Raw genomic sequence first — 18,619 nt, 5'->3', positions numbered from 1 at the left:
GCTTACTTGGCAGAATGGTACATCTCATCGTGTAAAATAGAATCGAATGACCTAGAACGGACATGAAATAGGTCATTCGAAAAGAGTTAGAACTAGCACACTGTATTTTTACAGGATGGTTCAAATTTGATGTTTAAACTAAGTCCTAAATATGCCTGAACAAAGCAGAACGAGATTCACCAGAAGCCCCATCTGCAGCACTTAAGAAGCGTTCGGTATGAATATCTTTTTCAAATAAACGACTTTGCATTAAAGTTGAAATGGTCGCATCAATCATCGGGGGCGGGCCGCATAAATAAGCTTTATGACCACTACATTTATTTTCAAAGTAATCTGCAACAGCTTCATGCACAAAACCAGTAAAGCCTGTCCAATTGTCTTCTGCTTTAGGTGCATTCAGTGCAGGAATGTAGCGAAAGTTTGGGTAGTCTTTGACTAATGTTTCAAATACTTCGTGGTTATAGAGTTCAGAAACGTCACGGGCCCCTTGGAAAAGGTAGATGGTACGTGTGTCACCTTGTTCCAAAAGATCAAAAATCATGGATTGTGGGCTAGAAAGACCTGAGCCACCTGCAATAAAGATGGCATCTTTTTCATCCGATTTACGTACAAAGAACTGTCCATAAGGCCCAGAAACAGCCAGTTCATCGCCCACTTTAAGTGTGTCGTGTACATAAGTGGTGGCAGCGCCACCTTGTACTTGACGAATATGTAATTCAATAATGCCTTCTTCACTTGGCGGATTGGCAATTGAAAACGCACGGATGCCTTCAATCTCTGGAAATTGAATATTGATATATTGCCCAGCCTGAAACTCGATTGGACGATCAATCTGTAAACGCACGCCTTTAATAGTGGGCGATAGTTGCTTGATCTCTAGAACTTTAGCTTGATAGTCTTGAACCAAATAGCCTAAGAAGTCTTCATCTTCATCAATATCGGCTTCAATCACCATATCAGATTCGGGTTTACAACAGCAGGCAAGTACTTTATTTTCTTCGCGCTCAATATCCATCAGTGCAAAAGGCGAAGCTTCACCAACGTCATAAAAACCGTCAGTGACCTGAACTTTACAGGTGCCGCAAGTGCCATGACCACAGGCAAATGGCAACCATACGCCTTGGCGCAATGCTGCATCTAAAATGGTTTGATCTTCTTCAACATCAATGGTGATACCCACAGGTTCAATCGTAACTTGATAGCTCATTTTCGACTCCTTATACGTGTGTGCCGTTGTAGCCATTTAAACCTGGCGTCACAAAGCGTAGTAAAGATTTATGATCAAAATTTAAATCTGCCAATGTTTTGGAAAAATCGACATCTGTTAATAACTCACGATTCAAGGTGAATTGTACTTTTGACCAATCAATATGTTCAAAGTCGGGATGTTGGTTAAAACCAGTCTGAATTTGCTGATCAACCAAGTCTTGTAAAGTTTGTTGTGGTGAAACGACAAAAGCATGGGCTGCACAGAATAGTGTGTGCTGATCCCATCCCACATAGAGCAACATGTTGTTGTCGTAATTTTTTTGCGCATCACGTGCATCAAATTCATAATGTTGTTGAATGGCTTGTACTGGCATGAGAAAACTCCTAAATTCCTTGAGTGTGAAGCCATCTCGAATGTGTTTATTTTAGAGATGACTTCTTATCCTTAATATTTTATGCGGTGTGACCTTTCCATTTTCTCCAACGCTCTTGGTCTGGAGAACCTTCAATATCAAGGTTGTCTGCACCGACGTTAAAGTTGTAGTAATCACGTAAAATACTTTCTAAATCAGGGCCACCACAGTTGCCTTGTAAAATTTGATTGACAGGTAACCAAGCTTGAATATATTTTTCAGGTTCACGCTCAAAAATGTCATGACAACCATCTGAACAGGTGTGATAACGCTCGCCTTTATAAATACTGTCACGGTAGCTAAACATCGTTGCATCACCATCCATTTCCGTAAAGGTCATTGGGATCTGGCAAATTTGGCAGAGTTGCGGTAAGCCGTTGCTATAGAAGCGTTTGCCTTCTGCTTCCAATTTACGCGCAAGTTCCCATTTAGGACGGTAGTATTTATCAAAAGTATCTGGATATTTTTCAGATAACCAATCCATTTCTTCATCGGTTGGAATCCATGTATGGAAACCTGCAGCATGACCAAAGTTATAGAAAATCCACCATGCTTGATGTGAGATATGTTCTTTTTCTTTCACAATTACATCGGAGTATTTTGGCATGCGAATACCGTATCGGCTGAGGTCTTTAAATAATGCACCACCAGCTTCTTCGAAATAGGTTTCCCATGCTTCTTTCCAAGACATGACTTTATTTGGCAACATATAATCCATCATCATGCCAACAATAGAGAGGAGGCGAGTACCGCGCCAGAACCATTTATCAATCCATTCTTGAACAATTGGAACATTATCTTCATGTTGTTCTAGTAAGAATTTTACGATTTCCAAACCTAAAGTCATGTGACGTGCTTCATCTGACTGTGCACTAAAACCAAAGGTTACGGTTGCCATATCACCGTTATAGGCAGCGCCTGACATGAATGGAACAAACAGTAGGTTGGTCAGTACATATTCAAAGGAGAAACTGATTGCCAATAGGAATTCAAAAGGACCCGCTGAACGTGCATCTTCAAAGAATGATTTTGGTACTGATAAATACCAAACACGGTCATGCATGTGCGCCCAATCTTGGAAACCATCAAAGAATTTGTTGTAATGGCTCATGGCATGAATTTGCGTTTGTACATGACGCAGTTCATCAATTGACTGCATTTGTGATGCAATACGTGCGCCGATGCCGCTAAATTGACGACCGACATGTGCATAGCCTTGGTAAGCTTGATATTCCAGTGGCGTGACGGCTGTTAAAAATAGTTTGATGGCATTTAAATAGCGTTCATTACTGACATTCATCTGACCGTTATTTTGAGAAAATGCATCAAAAATAGCATACAGTTTTTTCTCTTTTTCAGCCTGATATTTCCAATATGAATCCATGGTTAAACGGAAAGGGTCTTCCCATTTTGACCAATCTGTAATTTTAATCCCTTCAAAATCTTCATAAGGAAATGCTTCTTTACGATCTGCATAGGAAAAATCCCAATCTAGATCACGTGTCAGCATGCGGTAACGGTCTTTCGAATTGAGTTTTTTTGTTGCTGTTTTGGTTGATGCTTTTGCTTGGCTAGTCATTTTGATGATCCTTTCAATTTGATGAAGCTACCTGCTTCTAATTTTTGTATCGTCCGTGTGGGATTAATTCCACTGCAAAGTAAAGGTGTCGTCATCTTCGTCAACATTGCCACCCAGTGTGATCATGTTGAGTTGCAATTCTTGAATATCCCAATCTTGTCCGAGTTTTTCAGATACGGTTTCAGCGCGAACCACTAATTTTCCAATGCTTTCGACACGAATCATGGCTGGAAGATATTGAATCGTTGCTTCTGGGTTATCTTGTTCAATCGCTTCAATGATGTAGCGTGAAGTGTCATTGTCTTGTAATGCCAAATAAACTTTAGAGCTCATATCTGCGCTTCCTTATGCAACCGATTCTAATTCGAGGGTTAAACCAACTTTTCTACTGCGTTCTGCAATCACAGCAAGACCATTGTCAATGGATGCATGCCCAAGTGCTGTATTTGCCCAAGCACTAAAGGCTTCGGTAACTTGAGGTAAAAGGGTATCTATGAAACCTTGAAGTAACGCTTTATTTCCTTCCGATTCAGCAACCGCTGTTTTTAAAACAGGATCTGACCATTTGCGTAAATCGGTTAAACAGTCTTTCATAAATTCGGTTAGCATCGCCACATCACGCGCGCCATGTTCAACCAACCATTGATCAAGTTCGCCGTAAACCAATTTTTGGATTAAGCTGTCAATGAGTAAGTTTTGTAGGACATATAGCTTGAACCAATCTTGTTCAGTTAAGCTTTGTTCGCACAGTTTGCGAAGTGGTTGCCAAGTTGCATCATTCATCCATGCTTCTTTGGCTTGTTGTAGTGATTCACCTGTATTGCCATCAAGGAGTAAGCCAATACGAGACAGGTATTGCGCCATACCCAAACGATCCATGGCTGCAAAAATACAAGCTTGGGTAATGACTGTGCCATAGCCATAAGCACTGCCTGACATCATGTGTAAATTGGCGGTTTGCTCGACATAACGGAATGGCAATAAGCAGGTGATGATTTTTTGTTTAACTTCATCGCTCAGGTTGGCAACCAAATCACGTTTTTCAAAAAATGAATAACTACTTTCAGCGGTGTCTTGTAGGCGAGCACGATGTTGTACATACGCGCCATAATAAAATTGACGCGGATCTTTAAATGCATACCAGTCTTGCATTTGCAATGCTGTATGAGTGTGATCATTTAAGGTTTTGTCAGGTTTCCATAATGGACGATAATGAAAATTGGCTGCACCTTGGACATCAAAACTCACTTCTTGATAGCGAGTTGCAGGCTTTTTGCCAAAACGACGCTCAATATAGGCATAGGTTTGACGAATCGGTTCGAGGTTTGATGTTTTAATTTCTAGAGACATTTTAATTTCCTTATGGGATTAAGATTGATCTTCTTGATCTAAATTTTCACGACGTTGATTTAAAATCGTGGGCTCTATGCCATAACGCCATTTATCTTCTTGTGCATCATTCCAGGCTTGCTGTGCTTCAGTCATTTCAATCACATGATTAATTTCACAAAAATGCTGAAAGGCTTGCTGAGGGAGAATAAGTTCGACAAAAAGTGTTGGATCGTGAATCGCAAAGTCAAATTCAACAAACTTGCCATTTCGGTCACCTGTGACACGAATGTATTTGGTGAGTTGATCTTGTTGTAATGTTTGAGTCATTTGGATAATCCTTTTATCTCTACGCTGAAATCATTTCAGCTGTGACGCAATCCTGTATTCCTTGCGATAGATATATCAAAATGCGTGCCAACTTTTATTAATTAAGATTAATCAATGGTTTATTGATTTTTAGCAATTTTTATAGAATGAGAGATAATGAATATTTCATCAAATGCTGAATATAGTTTTTTAATATTTCATCAAATAATGAAAAAGAAAGAATGTTTTACAAAATAATTTTATCTGTTTGAATATATTATTTTTAATTATCTATCTGATTTTAAATATGAATTAAAACTATACCTAAAGGGTATAATATTATAAGAATAAGAGAGTAAAGCTTTTAACTGGGACTTGGGTAAGATAGGACATAGACCTATAGCCAAGGAATGGATATTTAGTCATGCCTCAAGCCAAAGATGCGAAGTTTTATACTCAAATTTTAGAAAAGAATAAAGATATTCAAGATTTACTGGATAAAATTCAATTTGATAGTCAACACGGACAAATTTGGTTTGAAGAAAACCGAATGCTGTTGATGCACACCAGTATTATGGGTTTTTTAAGAAAAGACCTATTTGATATGTTGGGATGGGAAAGAACCAAACATTTTTTTATCCGTTGTGGCTATCAAGCAGGTGTGCGTGATGCAGAAGTGACTTCTAAATTACGCCCAAATTTAAATGAAGCTGAAGCATTTATGGCTGGACCACAAATGCATGGTATTCGTGGCATGGTACAAGTGGAAGTGAATGAACTTCAATTAAGTCATGATGAACATCAATTTTATGCGGATTTTAATTGGCGCAATTCATTTGAAGCAGAAGTCCATTTAAGCGAGTTTGGGGCTTCGGAAGAATCAGCTTGTTGGATGTTACTGGGCTATGCCTGTGGTTATACCAGTTTGGTTATGGGGCAGACCATTATTTATCAAGAAACACATTGCGTGACAAAAGGAGATGATTGCTGTCGTATTATTGGTAAGCCTTTAAAAGAATGGGAAAATGCAGATGAACTGATTCAGTTTATGTCGCCCGATCCAGTTTCAGATGAATTAATTGCCTTGCAAGCAGAATTGAATGAATTAAAGAAAAATATTTATACCGATGTAGAAGCTGATTACACTATGTTTAATTCGATTGGTGAATCTGTTGCCTACCGTAAAGTCTGTGACCTTTTGAAAAAAGCAGCGGGTAGTAAGGTCGCTGTATTATTACAAGGTGAAACAGGTGTTGGTAAAGAAGCTTTTGCACGAGGGATTCATCAGGGGAGTTCACGCAAAGGGCAACCCTTTGTTGCCGTGAATTGTGCGTGTATTCCGCCTGATTTAATTGAAGCTGAACTTTTTGGTGTAGAAAAAGGGGCATTTACAGGTGCAACGCAAACCCGTAGTGGAAAGTTTGAACGTGCGCATCAAGGCACTATATTTTTAGATGAAGTGATTGAGCTTTCGCCACGTGCGCAAGCCGCTTTATTACGCATGTTGCAGGAAGGAGAGTATGAGCGCGTTGGAGATCATCAAACTCGCACAGTCGATGTTCGTCTGGTTGCCGCAACCAATGAGGATTTAGAACAAGCGGTGAAAGATGGCAGATTCCGTGCCGATTTATACTATCGACTGAATATTTTCCCTGTGATTATTCCACCACTACGTGAACGCCGTGATGATATTCCATTGCTGATTACTCACTTTCTTTCACGCTTTGAAAATATGTATGGCAAAACCTTAAAAGGTTTAAGTGATAAAGCAAAAAACTTTGTGATGTCTTATGAGTGGCCCGGCAATATTCGTGAACTTGAAAATTTATTAGAACGAGCAACTCTGCTTACCGATTCTCATCAAGAAATTAAATTAAGTAGCTTATTTCCACAATTGGTCGAAAAGGAAAGTGAACAAGAGGTAGTATCTCAAATTGAATTTTTAGATGATTTATTCACAGAAAATTTTTCGTTGGAGCGATATGAGCAAGATATTATCCGAACGGCAATGAATAAAAGTCAGCAGAATGTATCTGAAGCAGCCAGAATATTAGGCATTAGTCGAGCGACTTTGGATTATCGCTTAAAAAAGATCTGTGTTTAAAAAGAGAGACGTTTCAAATAAGCTTTTCGCATAAAGCTTTTTAATATCTTTTTTAGAAGAAAGCAAAGAAGTGATGAATCAAGCCGTAAAATAAAAAGTTGTTTCTACGGCTTGATCTTCAGTTTAGTTTATTTAACCATACCTAAAATAGAACTTTGAGCATTACAGCTTTGAATCGCTTGGTCTTTTGGCATGTTTTTAATCTGCTCTTCAAATTGTTTTTTCTGAGCTTTAATTGCATCATCTGGAATACCACTTTGCTTTGCTAATTCTTCAATATGTTTCCATGATTTTTCACATTCAGATGGCATTTTGCTACATGCAGTTAGACCAATACATAGACTTGTAATCGCAAGTAATAATGTTTTTTTCATAGCTAAGCTCTTAATTTATTGTGTGTTATACATCATATTTAAAAATGAATGCATTAGCATCATAGCAGAGAATGATAAAAATAAAATGTCAGTTCATCCATTTATGATCAATGCTTTCAATAAGTAAAACCTAGAAGCGATAGCCAATTTTCAAACCATAACCAAGAGCATGATTATCGCTATAATCCGCTTGTTGAGCTATTTCTGAAGCACCTGTTACGGGAATGTAATAGGTGCCATCTTGCGCCGTGGCATCGCCAATCCAAAAATATTTGATACCGCCTGCAACAAAATAATTTGGGGCAGGATTATATTGAACACCAACGCCTAAGCCCCACCCACCTTTGGTTGGGTTGAGAACGGTTGCAGGGTCACCTGTACCAGAGTCCCAACTTACATTTGTTGAAGCACTCCATTTTTCTGTAAATTGATGACCTAATCCAAGTGTGGCACTCCACTGATCTTTCTGATAGTCATCTAAATTAAAACCATCTGAATATAAACCTTGGCTCAGCTCGGCTGTTGGCAGTTCAGTTAAGGAGCCAAATTGAGTAGGGCGAATTTTAAATTTTTTCCAATTCACCCAGCGCGCATTTAAATAAGCCACAGTATCTTTATAAACACCTGTTTGAAAATCTAAATTGACAGACTGAGTTGTGGTAATTTCAGTATCCGCAGGTGTCGTAAATGCCATAGGCTGACCAAAAATGGTTTCTTGAGCATCCATTTGATGTTTGATTTCAGATCGGTAAGTCACGGCTGCTTTTAAAGTGATCTCTGGAATTTGATAAGCAAAGCCTGCTAACCAACCCACAGCACTATTTTCTTTAAAATTTGCATCATAACAATTAAAGACACTCATGGAGTTTCCTCTAAGTGAAACTTTACCTTTTACTGTTTGATAAACACCACCGCCATAGAGATTAAAATGTGGGTCAGGTTGATAGCCAAACAGCATACTGATATTTTATGTATCTATATTTTCACTATGACAAAAAGATGGGGGATAGTCGGGCTTGATTTGATCAATAGAGTGGAATATAAAACTAAGATTGAGAAGTATAAATACGTATGAACAAATTCTTTATTTTATAGTTTTATAAGAAAGGAATAGCTTTTATAAAAGACATTTATTAAAAAAGACACTTAGTTGAACTAAATGCCTTTTGATTGTCATCCATGACTATTGAATAGGTGGATGCTGAAGTTGGTTTAACTCTTTGCGACTATAGCCTCGCGACATTAGTACTTTTTTAATACCTAATATCACATCTTCATCTTGTGCTTTCATTAAAGCAGAGAGAAGTTGATCATTAGACTTACAAGAGCAATCATTTTCAACGCAAGCAGTTTGATTCTTCTGCTCGTTATGCTGTTGATCTGCCAGAAACAGCTTTTGCCAAAAACTCATAGAGCCTTCAATTACAACCTAACATAGTTCGAAATATAGACGTTTTAAAATAAAATTCAAGCTCAAAAAAGTGATACAGGTATCAATTTATCAGTAAATTTCTCGATAATAACATCTAAGTTTAACGAAATTATGACACACGAAAAACTTGATAATTTATATCTAATTGATTTACAAATTAAATTTATAAATATAAAAATAATTTACAATGAAATAGTTCATTATTAAGCTGAAATAAATTGTTTAAATCTTTTCCAAAAGAACACCAGATTCGACATGGTGGGTGTATGGGAACTGATCAAACATCGCAAATTTTTGAATTTTATGAGTTTGTAGTAAGATTTTAAGATTGTCATGTAGTGTATCTGGGTTACATGAAATATAGATAATGCGTTTAAAACCTTGTAGTAATTTTAAAGTATTATCATCAATTCCTGCACGTGGTGGATCAACAAAAACAGTTTCAAAGTCGTAACTTTGAATGTCAATGCCTGCTTCTTGCAAACGACGGAATTCACGCTCACCGTTATACGCTAGAGTAAAATCTTCAGCAGAAAGGCGAGCCACTTGAATGTTATCAATCTGATTTTTTTCGATATTCCATTGCGCAGCATACACCGAAGGTTTTGCAAGTTCAGTGGCTAAAACACGATTAAATTTTAATGATAAAGGAAGGGTGAAATTACCATTACCGCAGTAAAGCTCAAGTAAATCTTTTGATGATTTTTCTACAGAATTACATGCCCATTCCAACATTTTTTGGCAGACATGTGCATTCGGTTGAGTAAAGCTACTTTCAATTTGTTGGTATTTAAATTTACGGTCAAATACTTGGAGTTCTTCAACCACAAATTCATCACTTAAAACGTATTTTTGTCCACGGCTACGCCCAATCAATTTAATATTAAGTTGATCTGCCAGTTGTTTTGCAACAGGTACCCATTCTTCATCTAATTTACGATGATAAATAAGAGAAACCAACATTTCACCTTTTAATGTAGTGAGAAAATGGATCTCGAATAGACGTTTTTCTAAAATTGGATTGCCTTTTAATTTTTGTAATAGGATAGGCATTAAATGATTAATGCTTTGATCTGCAATCGGAAACTCATCAATACGAACAACAGTTTTTTGTTGACCATCTTCACTACGTTCAAACATGGCATAGAACATATCATCTTCAGTATGCCAAATTCGGAATTCTGCACGCATACGAAAATGCTGTTCTGGTGAATTAAACACTTCCAATTCTGGTGGATTAAATTCGGCAAATTGCGTACGAATACGATCAATTTTCGCATCAAGCTGTTGTTGATAAGATGAAGTCATAAAAAATCAAAAGCACTAAGTCAAAGCAAGCAGGGATGGTATCAAAGATTCAGGGCGATGAACAATTTATAAATGATTTTCGCCCGAATAAAAGCGTTCAATTTGATCAAGAATTATAAGCAAGATATGAATGTATTTATCGTTTGGTTAGATGCTCAACCAAATAATCAATAAAAACACGAACCGCAGGAAGCTGACCACGACGTGATGGATATACCGCATGAAAAATACCATGAGGGGCTTTCCATTCGGGCAATACACGAACCAATTCACCTGTAAGTAGATAGTCATTGGCAACTGTATCAGGAAGTAGGGCAATGCCGCAGTTTTGACTGGCTAGTTTAGCCAACATGATTAAATCTGAACCCATGACAACAGGATTAATCTTAATTTTTTTCTGTTGATTTTGTTCATCATGTAAGATCATTTGCTGATCAAGATGCTCATCTACCATACTTAAAATACGGTGCTCAGACAGTTCTTCTGGTTTTTTTAGCATTCCAAATTCATTTAAATAAGCTTGGCTTGCAAAAATATGTTGTTCGATATTCTCAAATTTTCGAATGATAAGGCTGGGATCATCATCCAAACTTGCTCTAACACGTAAGGCAATATCAATTCCTTCATTAATGATATCAATACGGCGATTAGTGACAAAGAGTTGTACTTTAATTTCAGGATAGGTTTTGAGAAAATCAGGTAAAATCTTGCTCATTTCATGTTGTGCAAGTGAGACAGGTAAACTTACTTTAATCACGCCACGTGGTTGTTCACTTAAATGATCAACAAGGTCATGTGCAGATTGTGCAGCATTCATCATGACTTGTGCATGACGATAAATGTTCATCCCAATATCAGTCACAGCAAAATGCCGTGAACTGCGTTGAATCAGACGTACACCTAAACTTTCTTCTAGATTATAAACACGGCGACTGAGTTTAGATTTTGGAATGTCAGTTGCTCGTTCTGCTGCACTAAATCCACCGTGTTCTACAACCAATGCGAAGCAGTAAAAATCATCTAAATCCGAGAGCATAAGAACATTCCATTAATGCGATAATTGGCATGATTAGAATAACATTGTTGCACTTTGTCAATTTAGATCTTGTGTCAAATCTTTGACTTAATTGGATTAAACGCCTGACATTAAAATCTGTTGAACGTGTTTATATTCTTCTAAACGTAATAAGTCTTTTGTAGATGGATGTGGAATACGAGATAAATCCATATTGTCGGCAACATCCGCCAGTTTAACGGCACGTGCTATTGGGTTTCTGACCGCTCGATATGCAGCCTCAATCCGAGATTCACCTTCTTTTTTGGTTAATGCTTGAATGGCTTCAATCACTTCAGAACTAAATCCAAGTGAGATTAAGTCGACCACGGTTGTATCTGTATCTTCTAAAATATCATGCAGTACAGCTACAAATTGCTGTTCAGGTGTTTTCATCTTTAGCATGAGACGTAAGGGGTGAAAGATATAGGGCTGATTTCCTTTATCGGTTTGTCCTGCATGTTTTCGAGCAGCCAATACAATGGCTTTTTCTATCGTTGACATAATATCCCTGTCTTGATGACATTGCTTTTATATTGATATCTCTTACTTTATTGTAAGTAATTTAAACGAGTGTTTAAAATTCCCCAACTCGTTTAAACTATAGTTTTATTCTGTGGCAAATAGAATGTCTTTTCAACTGATTGAATTAGAAAATTTTCAGGAAAATGTAACTTGTCCGCATTGCAAACAAGCGGTTGTGGATTGGTCTCAGGAACAATACATTCAACCTTGCGAACATAATTTATTTATTGCAATGGATTTGGGTTTTGAGTTTATTACAGATGTATTTGAATCGACCATGCAACGGAGCGTGGATGAAATTCATTTACATGATGAGCAAGGAATCAATATTTTTAAGGAAGTGACTCAATCGACTTATCCTGATTACCTGATTTATAAAACAGATTTAGGCGTTGAAAATATGTATCGTTATATTGGGTTTACAGTATAAAAACATAGATTTATGAATTATTTATCCTAAGAATAAGCTTGGTATTATAAGACTTATTCTTAGGGTAAGATTTAATTCAAGCTGTTGGTGTGATGATTCTTTTATCCATTAAATGCTGTTGTGCAATATAAGGTGCTTTACCTTGTGAAGGTTGTAGCGCATGCCATTGATCATTGGCATCTAACTCCCAAGCACGCATATTGTCTTTTAAATAACTGAGTAGACCATCTTCGATAATTTGTTTACGTAATTTTTTATCTTCAATAGGAAAGCAGGTTTCTACACGAGAAAATAGGTTTCTACCCATCCAGTCGGCACTTGCACAGTACAACTGATCTTCGCCATTATTATAGAAATAGTAAACACGAGTATGTTCAAGAAAGCGCCCTACAATTGAGCGAACAGTAATATTTTCTGAAAGCCCTGCAACTTGAGGTTTTAAACAGCAAATTGAACGAATAATTAAATCTACTTTTACACCAGCTTGTGATGCTCGATATAAAGCTGCGATTAATTGTGGTTCAGTTAATGCATTCACTTTAATAATGATACGTGCTTTTTTACCTGCTTTAGCATGAATAATTTCTTGTTCAATCAGTTGCAGTAATTGAGCATGCAGGGTAAATGGTGCATGAAATAATTTTTTCAATTTCACCATACGCCCCATACCTGTTAATTCTTGGAATATTTTATGAACATCTTCACAAATATCAACATCAGTGGTGAGTAAGCCATAATCTGTATACATTTTCGCATTACCAGCATGGTAGTTACCTGTACCTAAGTGTACATAGCGCTTTAATTTATCAGATTCACGACGCACAATTAAAATCATTTTGGCATGGGTTTTATAGCCGACAATACCGTAAACCACAACTGCACCAGCTTCTTGTAGAAGGTTAGCGACAATAATATTTGATTCTTCATCAAAACGTGCGCGAAGTTCAATAATAGCCGTGACTTCTTTACCGTTTCGAGCAGCTTCTGCTAAAACTTGAACAATTTCAGAATCTGGACCACTGCGATATAAGGTTTGCTTAATCGCCAAAACATTGGGATCTTGTGCAGCCTCTTTGAGTAAATTAATAACAGGTGTAAATGAATCAAAGGGATGATGTAATAAAATATCGCGCTTACTTAAAACATCAAAAATTTGATGTGGATTTCTTAATAGTTTTGGAATAATCGGTTGAAATGGTTTGAAACGTAATTCAGGGATTTCAAAATTTGCAAATAAACGCGTGATATTGACTGGACCATTCACTGGATATAAATGTTGAGGGTCTAAATCAAATTTTTCTAATAAATATTTATTAATTGAATTGGGGCAATTTTTAGCAATTTCTAAGCGTACAGCGCGTCCAAAACGTCGTGAAGATAATTCATCTTTTAACGCAACTGCTAAATCATCCACATCTTCCGCCAGTGTTAAGTCGGCATTTCGAGTGACTCGGAACTGATAACAACCCGTTGCTGACATACCTGGGAATAAGTCATCGATATGTTGTTGAATAATGGCAGATAATAAAATGTAGTGTTCTTCGCCATTGGTGAGTTCATTGGGAAGGCGAACAACACGAGGTAAGGAGCGAGGAGCAGGGACAATTGCCAGTTCAATTTGGCGCCCAAAAGCATCTTTACCTTCTAAAGTCACAATAAAATTTAAGCTTTTATTAACCAATCGTGGAAAGGGATGTGATGGATCTAAACTAATTGGTGTGATAACAGGCTGAACTTGTTTGAAAAAATAATGTTTAATCCAATCTTTATGTTTTTCTAAAATGTCATTGAACTGAATAAAACGGATGCCGAAACTACGCAATTTAGGTAGTAAAACTTCATTTAAAGTTTGATACTGATCTTCAATCGCAAGATGTGTGTTTTCAGAAATTTGCTGTAAAACCACTTCATTGGGAATACCATCTGGTGCTGTGGTAATCGTATTGAAATCAATTTGTTTCATTAACCCAGCAACACGGATTTCAAAAAACTCATCTAAATTACGTGAAAAGATAATTAAAAAATTTAAGCGTTCAAGAAGTGGATGACTTTCATCTTTAGCCTGTGCCAAAACCCGTTTATGGAATTCTAAAAGCGATATTTCACGATTAATATACGTTTCAGAACTGTGTTGGAAATTACTTAAAGCGGGCATGATCTGCGTCATTTTACAAACTGTCTGTTAAGACCTTATAGATATGGTAAGAGTTGTATATGACAAATTTGTTACATTGTGCTGAAATTTTGGTTTTAAGTGATTCAAAATAAAAATATTTTATTTTTTGTTGGAAATTTATACAGATGAAAATGGATATCCCATTTGAGTGAAATATCCATTGATAAAAATGAGAGGAAATTAAAACTTATGGTTAATTTGCAAACCTAGTGTATGTGCAGAATTTTGATAAGTTGCTGAATAAGTCGATGCACCTTTGACTTGATTTATACGTGCATCATTTTCAAAAATGTACATATATCCTGCGTCAATTGAGGTGTTTTGAGTCGCTTTATAGGTTGCACCAAGACTGACAATATTACGATTACCCAAAGGTAAGCGAACTGTTCTAGATGCAGTGTCTACAGGTGTTTGATCATATGCATAACCTGTACGAACTTTCCATTGCGGGTTTAACGTATATTCAGCACCGACATTGAACATCCAATTATCTTTGAAATTAAGCACTTCTTCATGATTTCCGCCAAGTTGAGCATCGACCATTTGTTTAATACCTGCAATTTCTTGAGGGCTTAATTTTCCTGCTGAAGCTAATTGTCCTAATAACGTTGCAAGTTGTGTGTTTTGAGTCAGTAATAAATTAGCATTAAAGCCAGTTTCAGGGCTTAAAACACCGAGGCGACTCCAACGTGTCCAAGTTGCACTTCCAAGTAAAGTTAAAGCTGGAGTTGCTTGGTATGAAATAGAGAGTTCAGCACTTTCAGGTGTAGTTACTTTAAGTGAAGCATCATGAGATCGAAGATCTAAATTATTTAGACCGCTTAACATTGCTGCACTTACGCCTTTTGATGCAAGTAGATCTTGTGCAGTTTTGCTGCTGAGTAAGGCAGAAGGGTTTAAATCATTAATATAAGCTGTGTCTTTAAGTTTGAATTCAACATGCGAATGGTAGGTTAAGCCCACATTGGTTTGATTATTGGGCGTAAATAAGAAACCAATATTATAACCCCCTGAAAAATCATCACCTTCTAAACCAGAGCGATCAGCACCACCCGTTAAACTTTGATTGATTTCGCCTTCCATTTTATTAATGGTTGCGCCTATACCCACAGAAATTTGAGGATTAATTTTATAAGCAACGGTAGGTTGGAGTGTTAATACTTTGACTTTGGTTTTATCACCAAATACAGACCCTTGGAAAGAACCTTCGTAGTTACTCGCAATACCAAAAGGAACATAGAACCCAATCCCTGCGGATAAGCCATCTACATACTGATTGAGAGGGAGAGCAGCGTATGAAGAGCCCAATACAACTTCTGGTACAAAATCACCGTCATTGGTACCTTGAGAAACTTGACCTAAAACATTCGTACCTGATGCATTATTAATATCTGAATATGCTTTTACAAAAGTTACATTTTGGCTGATTTGTGCACTGTTTAATTGGGTTAAGCCCGCAGGGTTTCCATAGATAATAGATGCATCTTGAATATGTGCACCACGACCTGCATATGCTGCTCCCATTGATGATACGCTTTGTTCATTTACGCCATAACCCTGTGCATGAGTCTGGGAAAGTGTCCCCGCGCTGATTAATGAAATGGCTATTGTGAGAAGCTTGGGTTGCATATGCATTTTTATTCATCCTAGAAATAATTTTAAAATTAGAATAAATAAACTAAACAGATTAATTACTCTAAAATCTGATGGCGTTTTAGCATAATGAAATATAGGTAACAATTGCCTTAAAATGACTATTCGGATCAATGAAAATAGTGTTAATTAATAAAAATTAAATTTATCAATAGCTTGAAAATAATTATATTTATTTTAATTAATAATTTTGGAATTCTGATTGTATGAAAAATAGTAGAGTATTTATTCTAAATAAATTTAATTATTAAAATTATTTTATTGGTTATGTTAACTGACCTCTAAAATTAAAAAATGTTGTATATGATGTTGAATAAAATTTTTATAAAATAGATATTTTAAAGTATTGTTAATAAGCTTTTTGTATTTATCCTGCATAGAGGCACAAAAAGGTTTTATATAAAATTTTCATGTGTAATCAATATTGATTCCCACGCAGTTTAGCTATTCAAAATCGTTGAGTAAGCTCATTGATAAATTGGTTTGAAACTGAATAAATAATTTGAACTTTGTTCTCAAATAAAAAGAACACGCATGTGCATGTTCTTTTTATGTATAAATATCTTCTAATTAAAAGTTATATTCCATACCTAAACCAAATACAGTCTTTTTGTCATCATTGTCTTGCCAATCACGCTTTTGTTGAGCAATTAAGCCATAAAAGCGAGCTTGTTTATTAAAGTTATAGTCTACGCCTACACCATATTGATCCAATGTGCGGTCACCACCCGTCCATTCTGTTTTTGCAGATTGATATTGACCTTTAACAGCCCATGGCGTATTCATGATGCTATATGTTGCTTGAATTAACCAAGCTTGTTCTTCAAGTGATGCAACACGCGTATCAAGTTTAGCAGCCGTTAAAGCATCAAAAGATGGCGAATCAGATGGTTCAGCATGTTGCCATAATGCACCTAGAACTAAGCCGTCTAAGCCTGCTTTGGTTAAATCTAATGAACCTGTTAAACGGTAAGCATCAGACTCGATACCAGATAAAGACAAAGCATTATAATTACCTGCGATACCAAAGTTACCTGCAAGACCAGCAGCTAAGCCAATGTCTTTATTTTCATACGTTAATGATGTAGATACACCGCTGAAACTGTCACGTTCCTTAGTTGTGTATAGAGAAGACGTATTTTCACCTGTTTGCGCCATAATGTTGAACTGTAGGCCAGGAATTAATAGGTTTTTGTCTGTTTCAAATCCAACTACGTTTTTTAAACGTTCTTCACCATACATGGTTTTAGTAATATCAAGATTCGTATCATCATTAAAGATATCTTGATATTTTCCTGCTGATGTTTTGAAGTATGAATCATATTGACCCGCTTTTAACGTACCAACATCTTTAAATTTTAAGCCTAAGAAACGGTTACGAGCGCTTAAATCTGTATCTGAACCTGAACCATCTGTAGAAATAGCCCATTCTGCTTGATAAACGACAGCAACATTATCGGTGAGTTTTTCTTCACCTTTTACCCCAATACGTGCAGCATTCGAATTCAATTGAGTTTCATCTGTACCTTTAAAGTCTTTATTGTCAACTTGGTTTAAAGAAACATTGAGCTTACCGTACAATGTTGGCGCTGCTTGCGCTGCGCTTAAGCCAAATGATGCAACTGCGACAGCGAGTAGCACTTTTTTCATTGAGATTTCTCCAAAACGTGTTCATTCAAATGGCATTTGCCTATTTCACTTTTTTATTTAGTAAGCCCTACAAAAATTTACAGATACTTACCAACTTGCATGCAGTATCTGTAAATTTTGTTACATATAGGTGAAAGCTAAATGACAGTTTGATGACGTATGAAATTTAGAGGAAAGCAATAAAATATTATAATTCAAATGAATAAATTAAAAAAAAGAGACCGAAGTCTCTTTTTTCAAACTTAGAAATTAAAGAGCAGCTTTGATTTTCTCAGCCAATGCTTTAATTTTTTCTTGATCCCCCATTTGCACAGCATGCTTGCCGAGTTCATGTACTGAACTTGGAATCAGATGAAAATGCACATGCGGAACAGTTTGCCCTGCAGAAACACCTGAAAGTTGCATCAGTACAATACCTTTTGCACCTAAAGCAGTTTCTATTGCTTTAGCAATTTTCTGCACAATTTGAATCGTATACGCAGCAACTTCAGGTGGAAGATCAAGCAGTGTCACAGCAGGGGTTTTGGGAATGACTAAAGTATGTCCCTCGGCTTGAGGCATAATATCCATGAATGCAAGGACGTGATCATCTTCATATACTTTAATTGCAGGAAGTTCATTACGTAGAATTCGAGCAAATATGTTTTGATCATCATAAGCCGTAATCATTGGTTCATTTCCTTTGGATGTCGTTATTTACAATTTAAATCTTTCTGACGTGCTTTAATTTCGTCAAGACGTTGCTGTTCTTTTTCAGAGAATTTTGGCTTACTGGTAAAGCAATTGTCATTACCATATTTAGCTTTAGCATCAGGATCTTTAAAGCAGAAACCTTTTGATGCATAGATTACGTTATAGTCATCTTGCAATTTTGCACATTCTTGAGCGGCATCGGCTGCGTATACATTTGCCCCAGCAAAAATGGATATCATTGAAAATACAGCAATATTAAACTTATTCATCCTCAACCCTCAATTTGACATATTAAATTGTCTTATATTTATATTATAGGGTGCATAAGCACGAATTCAATGGCGTAAAATTATTCAAGTGTAATTTTCCTCCATGATTCAT

18 protein-coding genes and 1 pseudogene are annotated in these 18,619 nt (G+C 36.5%); 2 read left to right on the top strand and 17 right to left on the bottom strand.

Annotation, left to right across the window (positions count from 1 at the left end):
* Positions 1-145: 145 nt before the first annotated feature.
* From B9T35_RS09875 to B9T35_RS09850, 6 genes are all read right to left on the bottom strand, one after another.
* Complete coding sequence (locus tag B9T35_RS09875) at positions 146-1,207, bottom strand: NADH:ubiquinone reductase (Na(+)-transporting) subunit F (RefSeq protein WP_086190944.1); 1,062 nt, start codon at positions 1,205-1,207, stop codon at positions 146-148.
* Between the two features lie 10 nt (positions 1,208-1,217).
* A complete protein-coding gene (locus B9T35_RS09870) occupies positions 1,218-1,583 on the bottom strand; it encodes a phenol hydroxylase subunit P4 (RefSeq protein WP_086190943.1) in 366 nt (121 codons plus the stop codon).
* Positions 1,584-1,662: 79 nt separating this feature from the next.
* On the bottom strand, positions 1,663-3,201 hold the full coding sequence (locus B9T35_RS09865; protein WP_086190942.1) for an aromatic/alkene/methane monooxygenase hydroxylase/oxygenase subunit alpha: 1,539 nt from the start codon (positions 3,199-3,201) through the stop codon (positions 1,663-1,665).
* A 63-nt stretch (positions 3,202-3,264) separates the two neighbouring features.
* Positions 3,265-3,534, bottom strand: coding sequence for an MmoB/DmpM family protein (locus tag B9T35_RS09860; protein ID WP_086190941.1), 270 nt, complete (start codon positions 3,532-3,534; stop codon positions 3,265-3,267).
* A 12-nt stretch (positions 3,535-3,546) separates the two neighbouring features.
* Entirely contained in the window at positions 3,547-4,551 is a 1,005-nt protein-coding gene (locus tag B9T35_RS09855) for an aromatic/alkene monooxygenase hydroxylase subunit beta (RefSeq protein ID WP_086190940.1), read from the bottom strand.
* A gap of 18 nt (positions 4,552-4,569) precedes the next feature.
* A complete protein-coding gene (locus B9T35_RS09850; protein WP_086190939.1) occupies positions 4,570-4,860 on the bottom strand; it encodes a phenol hydroxylase subunit in 291 nt (96 codons plus the stop codon).
* 403 nt (positions 4,861-5,263) lie between these two features.
* Here B9T35_RS09850 and mobR point away from each other — a divergent pair, with 403 nt between their 5' ends.
* Positions 5,264-6,943 (top strand): phenol degradation transcriptional regulator MobR, encoded by a 1,680-nt coding sequence (gene mobR / locus B9T35_RS09845; protein WP_086190938.1) that lies wholly within the window; start codon positions 5,264-5,266, stop codon positions 6,941-6,943.
* A 128-nt stretch (positions 6,944-7,071) separates the two neighbouring features.
* On the opposite strand, the gene B9T35_RS09840 is transcribed toward mobR, so the two are convergent.
* The 6 genes and pseudogenes from B9T35_RS09840 to B9T35_RS09815 all read right to left on the bottom strand — a co-directional run bounded on the left by B9T35_RS09840 (position 7,072) and on the right by B9T35_RS09815 (position 11,615).
* Complete coding sequence (locus B9T35_RS09840) at positions 7,072-7,317, bottom strand: hypothetical protein (RefSeq protein ID WP_086190937.1); 246 nt, start codon at positions 7,315-7,317, stop codon at positions 7,072-7,074.
* A 130-nt stretch (positions 7,318-7,447) separates the two neighbouring features.
* A pseudogene (locus tag B9T35_RS09835) lies at positions 7,448-8,284 on the bottom strand (transporter); the annotation flags it as partial.
* Between the two features lie 216 nt (positions 8,285-8,500).
* Entirely contained in the window at positions 8,501-8,728 is a 228-nt protein-coding gene (locus B9T35_RS09830; protein WP_086190936.1) for a hypothetical protein, read from the bottom strand.
* Between the two features lie 243 nt (positions 8,729-8,971).
* Positions 8,972-10,057 carry a tRNA (uridine(54)-C5)-methyltransferase TrmA gene (gene trmA / locus B9T35_RS09825; RefSeq protein ID WP_086190935.1) on the bottom strand — a complete coding sequence of 362 codons (1,086 nt, stop codon included), beginning with the start codon at positions 10,055-10,057 and terminating at the stop codon, positions 8,972-8,974.
* Positions 10,058-10,193: 136 nt separating this feature from the next.
* On the bottom strand, positions 10,194-11,093 hold the full coding sequence (locus B9T35_RS09820) for a LysR family transcriptional regulator (RefSeq protein WP_086190934.1): 900 nt from the start codon (positions 11,091-11,093) through the stop codon (positions 10,194-10,196).
* Between the two features lie 96 nt (positions 11,094-11,189).
* Positions 11,190-11,615 carry an HD domain-containing protein gene (locus B9T35_RS09815; protein WP_086190933.1) on the bottom strand — a complete coding sequence of 142 codons (426 nt, stop codon included), beginning with the start codon at positions 11,613-11,615 and terminating at the stop codon, positions 11,190-11,192.
* A gap of 124 nt (positions 11,616-11,739) precedes the next feature.
* On the opposite strand from B9T35_RS09815, the gene B9T35_RS09810 reads away from it, so the two are divergent.
* Positions 11,740-12,066 (top strand): hypothetical protein, encoded by a 327-nt coding sequence (locus B9T35_RS09810; protein ID WP_086190932.1) that lies wholly within the window; start codon positions 11,740-11,742, stop codon positions 12,064-12,066.
* A 76-nt stretch (positions 12,067-12,142) separates the two neighbouring features.
* Here the strand turns inward: B9T35_RS09810 and ppk1 are convergent, their stop codons facing one another.
* From ppk1 to B9T35_RS09785, 5 genes are all read right to left on the bottom strand, one after another.
* Positions 12,143-14,233: a polyphosphate kinase 1 gene (gene ppk1 / locus B9T35_RS09805; RefSeq protein ID WP_086190931.1), complete on the bottom strand. Its 2,091-nt coding sequence runs from the start codon at positions 14,231-14,233 to the stop codon at positions 12,143-12,145.
* Positions 14,234-14,422: 189 nt separating this feature from the next.
* A complete protein-coding gene (locus tag B9T35_RS09800; protein WP_086190930.1) occupies positions 14,423-15,877 on the bottom strand; it encodes an OmpP1/FadL family transporter in 1,455 nt (484 codons plus the stop codon).
* Between the two features lie 588 nt (positions 15,878-16,465).
* On the bottom strand, positions 16,466-17,545 hold the full coding sequence (locus B9T35_RS09795) for a porin (RefSeq protein WP_086190929.1): 1,080 nt from the start codon (positions 17,543-17,545) through the stop codon (positions 16,466-16,468).
* Positions 17,546-17,794: 249 nt separating this feature from the next.
* On the bottom strand, positions 17,795-18,214 hold the full coding sequence (locus B9T35_RS09790; RefSeq protein ID WP_086190928.1) for an HIT family protein: 420 nt from the start codon (positions 18,212-18,214) through the stop codon (positions 17,795-17,797).
* 23 nt (positions 18,215-18,237) lie between these two features.
* The gene (locus B9T35_RS09785) at positions 18,238-18,507 is read right to left on the bottom strand and encodes a YARHG domain-containing protein (protein ID WP_086190927.1); all 270 of its coding nucleotides are present in this window, start codon (positions 18,505-18,507) and stop codon (positions 18,238-18,240) included.
* Positions 18,508-18,619 lie beyond the last annotated feature (112 nt).

The sequence above is a fragment of the Acinetobacter sp. ANC 3832 genome (assembly GCF_002135415.1).
Taxonomy (GTDB): Bacteria; Pseudomonadota; Gammaproteobacteria; order Pseudomonadales; family Moraxellaceae; genus Acinetobacter.
The sequence above is the reverse complement of the archived record's forward strand: the minus strand, read 5'-3'. Positions and strand labels throughout refer to the sequence as shown.